General features: G+C 69.8%; 10 protein-coding genes. 4 read left to right on the forward strand and 6 right to left on the reverse strand.

What is annotated here, in order from left to right; translation table 11 throughout:
- Positions 1-54: 54 nt before the first annotated feature.
- Positions 55-4,179, forward strand: a complete 4,125-nt coding sequence (locus ACXYX3_RS23750; RefSeq protein ID WP_458609249.1) for a serine/threonine-protein kinase — start codon at positions 55-57, stop codon at positions 4,177-4,179.
- 248 nt (positions 4,180-4,427) lie between these two features.
- Here the strand turns inward: ACXYX3_RS23750 and ACXYX3_RS23755 are convergent, their stop codons facing one another.
- Entirely contained in the window at positions 4,428-5,513 is a 1,086-nt protein-coding gene (locus ACXYX3_RS23755; protein WP_458612205.1) for a BTAD domain-containing putative transcriptional regulator, read from the reverse strand.
- A gap of 122 nt (positions 5,514-5,635) precedes the next feature.
- Here ACXYX3_RS23755 and ACXYX3_RS23760 point away from each other — a divergent pair, with 122 nt between their 5' ends.
- Positions 5,636-7,123: a glutamate-cysteine ligase family protein gene (locus tag ACXYX3_RS23760; protein ID WP_458609250.1), complete on the forward strand. Its 1,488-nt coding sequence runs from the start codon at positions 5,636-5,638 to the stop codon at positions 7,121-7,123.
- A gap of 13 nt (positions 7,124-7,136) precedes the next feature.
- Here the strand turns inward: ACXYX3_RS23760 and ACXYX3_RS23765 are convergent, their stop codons facing one another.
- Entirely contained in the window at positions 7,137-8,060 is a 924-nt protein-coding gene (locus tag ACXYX3_RS23765) for an alpha/beta hydrolase (RefSeq protein ID WP_458609252.1), read from the reverse strand.
- A 122-nt stretch (positions 8,061-8,182) separates the two neighbouring features.
- On the opposite strand from ACXYX3_RS23765, the gene ACXYX3_RS23770 reads away from it, so the two are divergent.
- A complete protein-coding gene (locus ACXYX3_RS23770; RefSeq protein ID WP_458612206.1) occupies positions 8,183-8,833 on the forward strand; it encodes a methyltransferase domain-containing protein in 651 nt (216 codons plus the stop codon).
- A 17-nt stretch (positions 8,834-8,850) separates the two neighbouring features.
- Here ACXYX3_RS23770 and mftD read toward each other — a convergent pair whose 3' ends face one another.
- Positions 8,851-10,017: a pre-mycofactocin synthase MftD gene (gene mftD, locus ACXYX3_RS23775; RefSeq protein ID WP_458609254.1), complete on the reverse strand. Its 1,167-nt coding sequence runs from the start codon at positions 10,015-10,017 to the stop codon at positions 8,851-8,853.
- Between the two features lie 156 nt (positions 10,018-10,173).
- On the opposite strand from mftD, the gene mftM reads away from it, so the two are divergent.
- Entirely contained in the window at positions 10,174-11,046 is an 873-nt protein-coding gene (gene mftM, locus ACXYX3_RS23780) for a mycofactocin oligosaccharide methyltransferase MftM (RefSeq protein ID WP_458609255.1), read from the forward strand.
- On the opposite strand, the gene ACXYX3_RS23785 is transcribed toward mftM, so the two are convergent.
- From ACXYX3_RS23785 to ACXYX3_RS23795, 3 genes are read right to left on the reverse strand one after another with little or no spacing between them, the layout of a single operon-like run.
- The gene (locus ACXYX3_RS23785) at positions 11,043-11,681 is read right to left on the reverse strand and encodes a MadR family response regulator transcription factor (protein WP_241204649.1); all 639 of its coding nucleotides are present in this window, start codon (positions 11,679-11,681) and stop codon (positions 11,043-11,045) included. The genes mftM and ACXYX3_RS23785 overlap by 4 nt on opposite strands.
- Positions 11,678-13,027, reverse strand: a complete 1,350-nt coding sequence (locus ACXYX3_RS23790; RefSeq protein ID WP_458609256.1) for a MadS family sensor histidine kinase — start codon at positions 13,025-13,027, stop codon at positions 11,678-11,680. Before ACXYX3_RS23790 ends, ACXYX3_RS23785 begins: the two co-directional genes overlap by 4 nt.
- A gap of 1 nt (position 13,028) precedes the next feature.
- Positions 13,029-14,210: an iron-containing alcohol dehydrogenase gene (locus ACXYX3_RS23795; RefSeq protein ID WP_241204650.1), complete on the reverse strand. Its 1,182-nt coding sequence runs from the start codon at positions 14,208-14,210 to the stop codon at positions 13,029-13,031.
- Positions 14,211-14,217: the final 7 nt, after the last annotated feature.

Here is a 14,217-nt window from a genome sequence, read left to right on the forward strand (position 1 = left end):
GCGGCATAATGTGACAGCATCGCGGGGGTTGCTGGTTGTGCGGGGGGAGGTTCGATGGAGGGGACTCCCTTCGGTCGGTACCGGTTGATCGAGGTGCTGGGCCGTGGCGGCATGGGCGAGGTGTGGCGCGCCCACGACACGGTGACCGACCGCGTGGTGGCGCTCAAACTGCTGCCCGCCCAGTGGGCCGAGGACGAGCTCTACCTGCAGCGCTTCCGCCGTGAGGCGCACGCCGCCGCCCGACTGACCGAGCCCCACGTGGTGCCGATCCACAACTACGGCGAGGTGGACGGTCGGCTGTACGTGGACATGCGGCTGATCGACGGCTGTGACCTGCAGACGTTGCTCGGCAGTGGGGTGCTCGTCCCGGGCCGGGCGGTGGTGATCGTCGAGCAGGTCGCGATGGCGCTCGACGCCGCGCATCAGGCCGGGCTGGTGCACCGCGACGTAAAGCCGTCCAACATCCTCATCGCCCGTTATGACTTCGCCTACCTGATCGATTTCGGCGTGGCACGGGCCGTGACCGACACCGGCCTGACCAACTCCGCGCACATCGTCGGCACCCTGCCGTACATGGCGCCCGAACGGTTCCGCAACGGGATCAGCGACGTGCGGTCCGATGTGTACTCGCTGACATGCGTTCTGGCGCAATGCCTGACGGGCAGGACACCGTTCCCCGGCCAGAGTGTCGAGGAGCAGATGATGGCGCATCTGACCGCGCCACCGCCGATGCCGTCGACGATGACCCCGTACATCCCGGCCGCGTTCGACGCCGTCATCGCCACAGGCATGGCCAAGAACCCCGACGATCGGTACCAGACCGCGCTGGAGCTCGCCGAAGCGGCGAGCCGCGCGCTCGACAGCGCCGCGTCCACCCCGGTGCGGGTGTCGGTGACGGCGAACCCGCCCGGCGCGGACGGCGACATGGCCGCGACGCTTCTGGGCGGTGAGCCCGGCGGGCAGGAGACGAGCGAGGGCGGCCTGGACCTCACGCGCACGGGCGACTCCATCGACGATCTCCTGGACCGGGCGGTCGCCGCCGTCAACAGCGGTGACCGGGTCAAGGCGTCCGCGCTGGCCGACCAGGTCCTGGCCGTCGACCACCGCAACGCCGAGGCCGAGGACCTGTTGCGAGCGCCCACCGATCGGGGCGAGATCCGCCGCCTGACCATGATCTCGGCCGACCTCGTCGATGCCACCGAGCTGGCGCTGCGTGTGGAGCCGGAGACCCACCGCCTCCTGGTCAGCCGTTTCCGCGACCTCGTGCGGCAGGTCGCCGACCGCTACGAGGGTCACGTCGCCTCCTCCAAGGCCGACGGCCTGCTGGTGGTGTTCGGTTATCCGAACGCCCATGACGACGACGTGCGCCGCGCGGTCCAGGCGGGGCTCGACATCGCGCGCGACGTGGAACGGCTCAGCGAGCAGGCGAGGCGCCGATTCGGTGCGGGTGTCGACGTCCGCATCGGTGTGCACCGCGGGCCGGTCTATCTCGACAGCGACCAGGACGACGTGTACGGCCTGGCGGTCAGCCTCGCCGCGCAGGTGTCGGCCCTGGCGCCGACCGGCGGGGTGGCGGTGTCGCACTCGGTGGAACCATTGGTGCGCAACGCGTTCGATCTGGAACGGATGCCGTCGGCGGCGATGCCAGGCTCGGCGGAGGTGCTCAATCCGTTCCGCGTCCTCGGCGAGCGCGCCTACACCACGACCGCACCGATGGGTCCGCTGGTGGGACGGGACCGCGAGTTCAGCCGGTTGGAGAAGAGTTGGCGGCGCGCACAGGCGGGCACGCTGACGGTGCCGGCTGTGGTGTTCCGCGGCGAGGCGGGCATCGGCAAGAGCCGGCTCGCCGCGGCGGCCACCGAGCTGGTGACCCGGGACAACGCCACCGCCATCGAACTCGTCGGCTCCCCCGTGCACGCCGACGTGGGCCTGCATCCGGCGCGACTGCTGCTGGAGCGCCGCTGCGGCATTACCCGGGTCACCGAGCCGGTCCGCCGCCTGCACCTGCTGGAGGCCGAGCTACTCGCGCTCGGCCTCGACCCCGGGACCGAGATCGGTTTGCTCGCACCGATTCTGGGTCTCGATGCCGCTCTCGGCTATGCGCCACCGCAAGCGGAGGGCCGCAAACTGGCCGAACTCATCGCGGCGGCCATGAAGAACTATCTGTTCGCCGTGTTCGGCGGCCGGCCCGGCCTGCTCCTGGCCGAGGACGCCCATTGGTTCGACAGGTCCACGCTCGACCTGCTGGGCAGTGTGCTCGCGGCGACCGACGGCCGGCTGCTGGTGGTGATCACCGGTCGCGAAGGCAATTGGCTCGGTGCGCAGTGGCCCGCCAAGGTCTTCGACCTGTCGCCGCTGTCCGACGAACAGACCGACGAGCTGGTGTTGGCCCTCGATCCGCGGATCGCGCCCGAGCAGTGTGCGGCGGTGCGGGCGCGCTGCGGCGGTGTGCCGTACTACATCGAGCAGGTGGTCAACGGACTCGAATCCGACTCGGGCGCAGCAGCTTCCACCGTGCCCGATTCTCTCTACGAGCCGCTGTTCGCCAGGCTGCTCGCCGTTCCCGATGTCGTGCCGGTCGTCGAGGCGGCGGCGGTGATCGGCAGGCAGGTGGATCGTTCCCTGCTCATCGCGGTGTCGGCGCTGAGCGAGGACAAGGTCGACGACGTGATCGACGAGCTCGAGGACGCCAAGGTGTTCGAGCCGCACGGGCCCGACGTGTGGAAGTTCCGCCACGAGCTGCTGCGGGAGGTGGCCGCTGAACTGGCGCCGCCGAGCGTGCGCCGGGCGTTGCACGGCCGGACCGCCGACGTCCTGGTCGCCGGCGCGGCCGGGGAGCCGGACTGGCGTCTGGTCGCCGCCCACTACGAGCAGGCCGAGCGGCACGCCGACGCCGCCGGGGCGTATCGCGAGGCGTCGGCCACCGCACGCCGGCGCGGTGCGCTGGAGGAAGCCCGCACGTACCTGACGCGGTCGCTGGCCCAGCTGGAGCTCTGCCAGCCCGGGCGTGATCGCGACCGCCTGGAGATCGAGCCGCGGCTCGAGCGCGGGTTCCTCACCTCCACCGCCGAGGGTTACCAAAGCCCTTCAGTGGCTGAGGATCTGGAGCGAAGCCTGCAGATCGTCGGTTCGGATCTGCACGACGATCAGGTGATCGGGACGCTGCTCGCGGTGAGCAGCTACTACATCAACAAATCCGATCTGCGCCGCGCACACCAGCTGGCGGAGGCGCTGCAGGAGACTCCCGACGAGCGGCGCCGGGTGTGGAACCCGGCCATCGCCTGCGTGCAGGGCATGGTGATGTTCCTGCGCGGCGAATTCGACCAGGCGCGTAGGTATTTCGAGGAGGCCAGCGCCGGCTTCGACGCCGAGGGTCAGAACAGCATGCAGGAGCTGTGGTTCATCCCCTGGGACGTGGTCGCGCTGGCCTACGAGCACCTCTCGATCTACCACGTGCTGCGAGGTGAGCAGGCGGCCGCGGAACTCGCGATGGCGAAGGCCGAGAATCGGGGGGACGAACTGGCGTTCCCGTGGGGTCCCTACAACCAGGCGTACGCCAACCACATCGAGATCTGGCTGCGCCGGGAGAGCGGCGACCTCGATCGCGCCGAGCGGGTGGTGTCCGACATGGTCGAGCGGGCCGAGCGCTACGGCATCGACTTCTGGCACGCGCTGGGCTCGACGCTGGGGCAGGCCACCGTCGCGGCCGAGATGTCATTGCGCGCAGCCCGGCCCGCGCACGAGCTGTCGGCGCAGATCGATGCGCTCACCGGGTTCACCGACTTCTGGCGATCCCTCGGGCTGTACGCCTATCAAACCCAATACGACTGCGTGATCGGCCAACTGCTGATCGCGGCCGGCCGTCTCGACGACGCCCGCGACCGTATCGATGCAGCGCTGCAGATCGCCGAGGAGACCCAGATGCACTTCTTCGACGCGGAGTTGCTGAGGGCGCGCGCCAAGACGCACACCGACCCCGACACCAGCGCCGCGGATCTGGGAGTGGCGATGGCGCTCGCCCGACACCAGGGTGCGCCGCTCTACGAGCTGCGGGCCGCGCTCGACGACGTCGACCTCCGCGGCGAGCCTGCCCGTCCCCAGCTCGCCGACGCACTGACCCGGCTTCCCGCGGACTGCACCCTGCCCGACGTGGTGCGGGCGCGCGCCGTCCTCGGCTGACCGGGTGGCCGGACCCGGAGTCTCGGCGCACGTACTCCGCCGAAGACCCCGGACCCGGCCGGGCGGCCGCATGAGTCCCCTCGCATCAGCGGCCTGCTCGTCGGGCACCGGTCGTGCCGTCCCCCGATCGGTGGCGCGGCCGGATTGTCGACCGTGCCGTCCCGGTGTCCGCGACGAGTGAGACAACGATCACGGGACGGGCTTGGAAAAATCTTGGGACGCCCCGGCGGCCGGGCGGTCGCGTGATCTCAGGTGTCGTGTTCGAAGACGAACTCGCCGTCGCCGATCCCGAGCCGGTCGCCGTCGGAGAGCTCCGCGCTGCCTTGGACCCGTCCTCCGTTCCGGTGGATCCCGTTGGCCGACCCGGCGTCGATGATCACGAACCCGGTGCCCGAGCCGATGATGACCGCGTGATGGCGGCTGACGCGCGGGTCGCCGAGCACGATGTCGTTGTCGGAATGCCGGCCGATCCGAGTGACGGCATGGGTCAGCGGATACGTCCGGCCCGCCGGCGCGCGCAGCCGCGCGGCGCCGGCCTGCGACGCCGACATCAGGCGGTTGACGGTGGCCACCATGGTGTCGGCCGCGGTCTTCCTGATCGACGGTCCCACGTTCAGGGGCCCCTGCGCCAGGATCACGGCATGCAGGTCGCGCAGTTCGGGCGCCGGGTCGATGCCGAGTTCCTCGGCGAGCACCGCTTTCAGCCGGCGATACGCGTCCAGGGCGTCGGATTGACGCTGCGTGAGGTAGTACGCCGTCATCAGTTGGGCCCACAGCGGCTCCCGGTAGGGGTGGCGGGCGACCAACTCCTCGAGTTCACCGATCACCGACTCGGCTCTGCCACAGGCGATCTCGGACTGGGCTCGGACGGTGTGCGCCGAGATCCTGTCTTCCGACAGGGCCACCTCGAAGGGCTGCACGAACGGGAAGCCCCGCAGGTCGGTGAGGAAGTCACCCTGCCACTGGGCCAGCGCGTCCGACAGGTGGGCACTCGCTTCCTCGAACTGTCCCGCCGCGGCCGACTCCAGACCTGCCGTCCGGGCCGCGATGAACCGGTCCAGGTCCACGTCTTGATCGTCGACGTGCACCCGGTAGCCCCCGGAGGTCTTCTCCAGGAGCCGGCGGTCGTCCACGCCGGAGGTGCGCAGCAGACGGCGCAGGTTGGAGACGTAGGCGTGCAGACTGGCGCGGGCCTCGGCCGGGGCCTGCTCACCCCAGACGGCGTCGATCAGCATCTCGGCGGGCAGGGCCCGATTGCGGTGCAGCACCAGGACGGCCAGCACGGCCCGCTGCTTCGGCGTGCCCAGCGGGACCGCCGCACCTCCCACGGTCATGTGGAACGGCCCGAGCAGCGCAAAGCTGACACTCGAACTCACCGACGTCGATTCCTCCCCCCGTGCCGCAGGAGCGACCTTACCGGCCAACTGTCCCGCCCGACCGCCGGCGATGGCGTTGAATGGCTGTCGTGGGCGAGGAACTGACACAGACCGAGTTCACTCGCGAGCACCGCCGCGAGTACCGACGCAAGGTGCAGCTGTGCCTCGACGTGTTCGAGACGATGCTGGCGCAGTCCAGCTTCGACTTCGAGAAGCCGCTGACCGGCATGGAGATCGAGTGCAACCTGGTCGACGGTGACTACCAGCCGGCGATGACCAACTCCGAGGTGCTCGCCGCGATCGCCGACCCGGCCTACCAGACCGAACTCGGCGCCTACAACATCGAGTTCAACGTGCCGCCGCGCCGGCTGCCCGGCCGCGCCGGGCTCGACCTGGAGGCCGAGGTGCGGGCCAGCCTGAACGCCGCGGAGGCCAAGGCCAACACCGACGGTTCGCACATCGTGATGGTCGGCATCCTGCCGACGTTGATGCCTCAGCACCTGGCCGGCCACTGGATGAGCGAGTCGACCCGCTACCAGGCACTCAACGACTCGATCTTCACCGCGCGCGGTGAGGACATCGACATCGACATCGCTGGTCCGGAACGCCTGAGCCTGCAGACCGCGTCGATCGCACCCGAATCCGCCTGCACCAGCATGCAATTGCATCTGCAGGTCTCCCCCGGCGACTTCGCCGACAACTGGAACGCCGCCCAGGTGCTGGCCGGGCCGCAGCTCGCCCTGGGCGCCAATTCACCGTTCTTCTTCGGCCACCGGCTGTGGGCCGAGACGCGCATCGAACTCTTCGCCCAGGCCACCGACACGCGCCCCGACGAGTTGAAGACCCAGGGTGTGCGGCCGCGGGTGTGGTTCGGGGAACGCTGGATCACCTCGATATTCGACCTGTTCGAGGAGAACGTGAGGTACTTCCCGTCGCTGCTGCCCGAGCTGTCTGACGAGGATCCGGTTGCCGAACTCGCCGCAGGCCGCACGCCGACGCTGTCGGAGCTGCGGCTGCACAACGGCACCATCTACCGCTGGAACCGCCCGGTCTACGACGTCGTGGCGGGTCGTCCGCACCTTCGGGTCGAGAACCGGGTGCTGCCCGCGGGACCCACGGTGGTCGACATGATGGCCAACGCCGCGTTCTACTACGGCGCGCTGCGAGCACTGTCCGAAGAGGATCGCCCCCTGTGGACCAAGCTCAGTTTCGCCACGGCCCGGGCGAATTTCGAGGCCGCCGCCCAGCACGGGCTGGATGCCCGCCTCTACTGGCCGGGCGCCGGCGAGGTCACCCCGGACGAACTGGTGCTGCGCCATCTGCTGCCGTTGGCCGATGAGGGATTGCGTCGCTGGGAGGTGGCCGCCGAGGTGCGGGACCGCTACCTCGGGGTGATCGAGGGGCGCGCCAAGACAGGCCGCAACGGCGCGGTCTGGCAGACCGCCGCGGTGGCCGCGCTGCAGGACCGCGGCCTGAGCCGACCCGAGGCGCTGGCCGAGATGTTGCGCCTGTACTGCGAACACATGCACACCAACGATCCGGTGCACACCTGGGAGGTGCCGACGTGAGGGCCAGCGGTAACTACGTCGCTGGTAGGTGCTCGCGGTAGAACGCGGCCAGCCGGTCGACCGCTTGATCGACGTATTCGGCCACGTCGTACATCTCGTAGTGGCCGGCGCCCTCGATCACCATCAGGTCGATCGGATTCGGGGCGAGCTGCCAGAGCTTCATGCCCGCCTCGTAGGACCCCGTCACGCCTCGGCGTCCGGCCAGGATGACCTGCAGCGGCTGGGTCAGCAACTGATCCACGAGGTGGAATGCGTCGTACCCGATCAGCAGGGTGTCGCCCCGGGCCAGCCGTCGATTGGTCGACCGCGGGTGACCGCCCCGCGGCGTCCGGTAGTACTCGATCGCCTGGGTGTTGTCGATGTCGGTGATGCCCGCGGCGACAGCGTCTTCCGCGGTGTCGGGCAGCCAGGTGAGCCGCTCGAGGCGGCCGGTCCGGACCTCGCGGGTGCGCTCCGCCGCCCGACGGTCCAGCGCCGCCGCCGGACCGTCGGGAGAGAATGCGGACGACCGCCAGCTGTCGCCCATGTTGCCGGCCACCACGGTGCCGACCGCGCGGATGCGGTGGTCGGTGCGGGCCGTGTGCACGGCGTATCCGCCGCCGGCACAGATGCCGAGCACTCCGATGCGATCGGCGTCGATGCCGGGCACCTGCTGGAGCGCGTCGATGGCGAACGAGATGTCCTCGCCGCGCCGGTACGGATCCTCGAGGTCGCGCGGCGTGCCACCGCTCTCACCCTGGTACGCCGGGTCGAACACGAGAGCGGCGATGCCCCTGGCCGCCAATCGGGACGCATAATTGGCGCCGATCTGTTCCTTCACGCTGCTGCCGGGCGTCGACAGGACGACAGCCGGGCCCGGGCGCTGGTCGTCGGGCAGGTGCAGCAGTCCTGCGAGGTCGAAGGAACCGCGGGGGATGGTCAGGGGCCTGATCGTCATGGTGTGTCCGTCCGTCGGTGAACCGGATTCGGTGAACCTGTCTCCTTCTTCAAGCCGCGAGGCCGGTCGAAACTTCCCGCACGACGCGTACCTTGGCGCTCATGGCCGACAACCTCCATGACATGGACTGGGACAGCGCGTATCGGGGCGAGACCGACCTCGGCGGCGAGCCGCCCTGGAACATCGGTGAACCGCAACCCGAACTCGCCGCTCTGATCGCGGCGGGCAAGGTCCGCAGTGAGGTGCTCGACGCCGGCTGCGGGCACGCCCAGTTGTCGCTGGCGCTGGCGGCCCAGGGCCACACCGTGACCGGGATCGACCTCTCCCCGACCGCGGTCGCCGCTGCGACGGCGGCGGCGCAGGACCGCGGCCTGACCGGGGCGACGTTCCTGGCGGCGGACATCACGAACATCACCGGCTTCGACGGCCGGTTCTCCACGGTGATGGACTCGACGCTGTTCCACTCCTTGCCCGTCGACGGCCGCGACGGGTACGTGCGATCGGTGCACCGCGCCGCAGCGCCGGGAGCGAACTACTTCATCCTGGTGTTCGCCGCGGGTGCGTTCCCGCCCGACGTCGACCAGAAGCCCAACGAGGTCACCGAGGACGAGCTGCGCGAGGTGGTCGGCAGATACTGGGAGATCGACGAGGTGCGACCAGCCTTCATCCACGCGAAGATGCCTGCCGAGGTCCCCCTGCCGCCGCATGCGCGTGACGACAAGGGACGCGCGAAGATGAGCGCGTTCCTGCTCACCGCACACAAGTCGCAGTAGTCTCCGGCAGACCCCCGCTACACTCCGAGGTCGCGTCGAAAGCCCTCGGGCACAATGACACTGGCGGGCTGCAGTTCTTGAATGGACGACAACCCGAGGCCGAGTAGCGCGGAATCGATTCCGCCGCGCAGGATGTCGAGGACGTTCTCGACGCCGGCCTGCCCGCCGGCGGCCAGCCCCCACAGGTACGCGCGCCCGATCATCACCGCCCGCGCGCCGAGGGCGACGGCCTTGACGACGTCGGACCCGCGACGGATGCCGCCGTCGAGCACGATCTCCAGCTGGTCGCCGACCGCCTCGGCGATGGCGGGCAGCGCACGGATCGCTGCCGGGGTGCCGTCGAGGTTGTTACCGCCGTGGTTGGACACCGAGATCGCGGTGACGCCGGCGTCGACGGCCCGCCGGGCGTCGTCGACGCGCATCACGCCCTTGAGCATGAAGGGCCCGCCCCACTGTTCCCGCAGCCAGGCGATGTCGTCCCAGGTCGGCAGCGGCGTCTGCATCCATTCGCCGTAGGCGCCGAAGAAGGTCGGCGCGGCGCCGCCGTCGGCGAGGTTGGGCGCGGTCAGGTCCGGCACCCGTCCCGTCTTCGCGAACTCGAGAAGCCACCGCGGCCTGCGGAGCCCTTCGGGAGCGAAGCGCAGCATCGCCTTGAGGTCCATCCGTTCCGGGATGGCCGGGCTGCCCCAGTCTCTGCCGTTGGAGAAGGACCAGTCGGTGGTGATGATCAGGCCCGCCGCGCCCGCGCGCCGCGCTCGCTCCATGCGGGCCAGCAGCTTGTCCCGGCCGCCGGTCCAGTACATCTGGAAGAACGTGGCCGGGTTGGCGAGCGTGACCTCCTCGATCGGCTTGCTCGCGAACGACGACAGACCGATCGCGGTGCCGCGGGCGGCCGCCGCGCGGGCCACCGCCACCTCGCCGTCCGGATGGACCGCCTGTACGCCGGTCGGAGAGATCAGCACGGGAAGCGAGATCGCCTGTCCCATCACCGTGGTCGCCATGTCACGCTTACCGGACAGGCCGGCCACGTGCGGTGCGAATCCCAGCTCGGCGAACGCCGCCGTGTTGTCCGATACCGTGACGCCCTTCTCGGAACCGGCGACGAGTGCGCTGTACACGCTGGGTGGCAGTCGCTTCCGGGCTCGTCGTTGCGCGTCGGCGACTGTCTCGAACCAGGCGGCCATGGTGACTCCTCTGCATCTCGGTGCCGTCCACGGTAGAAGCCCGACCGAGGCGCCAGAACTCGCCGATCGGACAGTACCCACCCACCCGGGCGGCCCGCACATCGCACCCGATCGGGGCACGCGAGCACCGCCCACCATCTCCTAGCGTCAGCGAATATGCAAGCAGCTCAACTCGATCCGCTGGCACCGTCGCCCCGGGGCCTGTGGAGCAGCCACGGCATCCGGGTCAGTCGCCGGCGGGGCCCGCACCGACCCCACCGCAGCGCGGCAACGGTGTGCGCGGGCAGGTTCTGTGTGCAGCGGCGTGACGAACTGCTCAGTGTCGAGCACGATCTGGGTCCCGCGGAGCTGTCCGACGCGCTGACCTCGCTGCTGACCGAGCACCTCGTCGACACCGAGGTACTGCGCGGACAGGCGGAGTTCGAGCTGGTCTTCACCGGGGTGGTCCGCTCGACCGTCGACGGCAGCGTGGCATCCTGGCTGCGGTTCTATCGCAATTCGCTGGCTGCCCTCGACCGCGGTGCCACTGCCTTCGGGCCCATCCACGCCGAAGCGCAGGCGCAGGTGCTCGGCACCCGATTGCTCGATCTGGGATCGTGTTTCGGCTTCTTCCCCCTGCGCATGGCCCGCCACATCGAGGTCACCGCAACCGATCTCAGCGCCTCGACCATGCGACTCCTCGCCGCCGTGAGCCCACGGCTACAGCGTCCGCTGACCACGCTGGCCTGCGATGCGACAGCCGTGCCGCTGCCGTCGGGCAGCGCAGACACCGTCACCGCGCTGCACCTGATCGAACATCTCCCGGACGCGGTGATGATCGCGGTCTGCGACGAGGCGCTGCGCCTGGCGCGCCGCCGGGTGGTGATCGCCGTCCCCTTCGAAGACGAGCCACGCGCCTGCTACGGACACCTGCAGCGCTTCGACCGCTCACGCATGCAGGGTCTGGCAGACGACCTGATGCGCCGCCATCGCGGAATCTCCGCACGCACCTTCGAGTTCCACGGCGGCTGGCTGATCCTCGACCGTTAGATCAGGCCCCGCTTGCTCGCGGCGTACACCGCCTCGGCCCGTCTGCTCACCTCGAGCTTGCGCATGATGTTGCTGACGTGGAACTTCGCCGTCGTCGCAGAGATGTAGAGCTTCTCGCCGATCTTGTTGTTGGACAGCCCCGCCGCCAGCAGCCGCAACACCTCGACCTCCCGGTCGGTCAGCTGCGCCTTCGGCTCACCGCGGCCCGACAGGGAGCGGACCACCGCCGCGGCGCTGCGCGAGTCGAACGCGCTGTCCCCGGCGGAGATCGCGCGGATCGCGCGGACCAGCTCGGTGGTGTCGACGTCCTTGACGACGTAGCCGCGGGCGCCGGCATGGACGGCGCGCACCACCAGGTCCTCGTCGAGGAATGTGGTGAGGATCAGCAGGCCCAGGCCGGGATAGGCGGCGGAGAGCTTGCCGCACAGCGTCAGTCCTTCGAACTCCGAGCCCGCCGAGAGTTTGAGGTCGAGCAGCACGACGTCGGGCGAGGTGGCGCGCACAACCGCTTCGGCCTCGGCCTCCGAGGCCGCCTCGCCGACGACGACGAGGTCGTCGGCGCGTTCGAGAACCGACCGCAGACCTTGGCGCAGGATCGCGTGGTCATCGACGAGGACCAGCCTGATGGGTGTCATGGCATCCCACTTTCTTCGAGAACTGCTGCGCGATACGGGATGCGAGCCACGACGCGGACTCCGCCGAGGCGGGATCGGTACACATCGAAGCTGCCGCCGTGTCCGGTCGCGCGGGCGGCCATGTTGGCCAGACCGCGGTGGCGGCCGTCGACGTCGGCGGCCTCCGCCATCCTCAGCATGAGCCGGATCTTGTGGGGATCGCCCGTGCCGTCGTCGGCGATCGAAAGTGACACCGCGTCCGCGCGATACGTGAGCCGCACGATGGCACGGGTGGCGTTGCCGTGCATCGCGGTGTTGAACAGCGCCTCCCCCGCGATGCGCAGCAGGGCGTGCTCGACATCGCTGGGCAGCTCCCGTGCGTGCCCGTCGACGCGCAGGCTCACCCGGAGATCCTCGGGCATGTGCACGGTGGCGAGCTGCCCCAGCATGGCGGTCAGGCTGGACCGCTGCGCGTCGGCGGGCTGGTTCAACGCATAGATCGCCGAGCGCAACTGTTCGGTGGCTGAGCGGGTGAGCTCCTTGGCCAGATCGAGCCGACCCGCGAGGTCGGTTGACTGCTCGGCGATCTCACTGCGGCACACTTCGATCTGCATTCCGGCCGAGAGCACCGTCTGCGCGACGCTGTCGTGCAGTTCGCGGGCGATACGGTGACGTTCGGAGTTGAGGACCTGGTGGCGCTGGACGGCTCCGAGTTCGCGCTGGGTGGCCAGCAGTTCGGCGTTGCGCGCCTCGGACTGCTCCAAGAGCGTCACCGATTTGGTGAACAGCGCCGAATTCTGCAGCGCCACCGCGGTCTGACCGGCGAGGATGCGCATCACCATCGCATCGGTGCCGTCGAGGGTCCGGTGCGGCGAGGTCCATGCCGCGAATGCCCCGATCACCGTGCCGTCCAACTCGATCGGTACGTGGGCATGCCGGCTCTCCATCACCGGCAACCGGAACGCGGCCAGCTGTCCGCGCAGGATGTCGTTGAGTCGGTTGAGGACCGCATCCGGCAGCGCCGCACCCGGATCGGTGGCGTCGCAGAGGCCTTCGAAGGCGTAGGCCACGCCCGCGGAATCCAGGATCAGATGTCGCACACTGGCTTCGGGTAGCGCGCCGTCGGCCAGGGCCAGCAGCACCCAGTCGGCGTCCAGCGTGGCTCGCGCCGCCTCGGCCACCGCACGCACGAGCTTCTCCGGACCGTCGATCGTCTGGACCAGAGCGCGGGAGATGGTGTCCAGGGCCGCGATGACCCGGTCCAATCGCGCTGCGGTGACGCGCAACTCGGAGTAGAAGCGACCCTTGCCCGAGCGTAAGCCGGTGAGCCTGGCCAGATCGGGTGGGCCGGCGTCGGCGGCCGTCATCTCACATCGCCGCCTGGAACAACGCCTGCATCTGCGCCACATCCGCGGGCCGCGGATTGGTGCTCATACACGCGTCGGACAGCGCGGTCGTCGCCAGCCGGGGCAGATCTTCGTGCCGCACACCGAGTTCGGCGAGCCCGCGGGGCACTCCGACGTCGCGGGCCAGCCTGTCGATGCGGTCGGCCAGCGCGAGTGCTGCTTCGGCGGCAGGCATGCCGTGATCGGCCACCCCGAGGAACGTCGCGATGGTCTTGTACGGCTCGGGGTCGGTTTCGGCGTTGAACCGGATCACGTGCGGCAGCAGCACACCGTTGACGACACCGTGCGGCAGGTCGAGCAGCCCGCCCACCTGATGGCTCATCGCGTGCGTGGCGCCGAGGATCGCGTTGGTGAACGCCAGGCCCGCTTCCAGCGCGGCCTGGGCCATGTGCACCCGCGCCGGCATCTCGTCCGGGCGCGCCAGGGTGTGGGCCAGGTTGTCGGTCACCATCTGCACGGCGCGCAGCGCGTGGTGGTCGGTGAGCTGGTTGTGGCCCAGGGAGACGAACGCCTCGATGCCGTGGGTGAGGGCGTCCAGACCGGTGGCCGCGTTGAGCCAGTCCGGCATCGTGGTGAGCAGCCGCGGATCGATCACCGTGATGTCGGGCACCAGCGCCCTGCCGAGGATCGTGATCTTGGTGTTGCGGGTGGTGTCTGTGACGATGCAGAACTGCGAGACGTCGGCGCCGGTGCCGGACGTGGACGGCACCACCACCAGTGGCGGAATCGGCATCTCGGCCTTGTCCACGCCCTCGTAGTCGAGGATGTTCCCGCCGTTGGCGGCCAGGATCGCCACGCCTTTGGCGGCGTCTATCACCGATCCGCCACCGACGGCCACCAGCACGTCGCAGCCGGACTCGGCGTAGCGCTCGAACCCCGCGGCGATCTCGTGGTCCTTGGGGTTGGGCGTCAGGTCGTGCCACAGCCGGGTCGCGATGCCCTGGTCGGCGAGGTGTCCGACCATCTCGTCGGCCCAGCCGGCCTCGATGAGGCCGGGGTCGGTCACCAGCATCGGCCGCATCGCCCCGAGCCGCATCGCCGCGTGCGCGGCCTCGACCATCGAGGACACCCCGAACACGATCTCCGGGGCGTGGAACTTCAGCAGGCGTGACTCCACCGCCGTGTGCGTGTGTCCTGTCGTCACCTTCTCG

This window comes from Mycobacterium sp. Panama NTM2 (assembly GCF_054355555.1).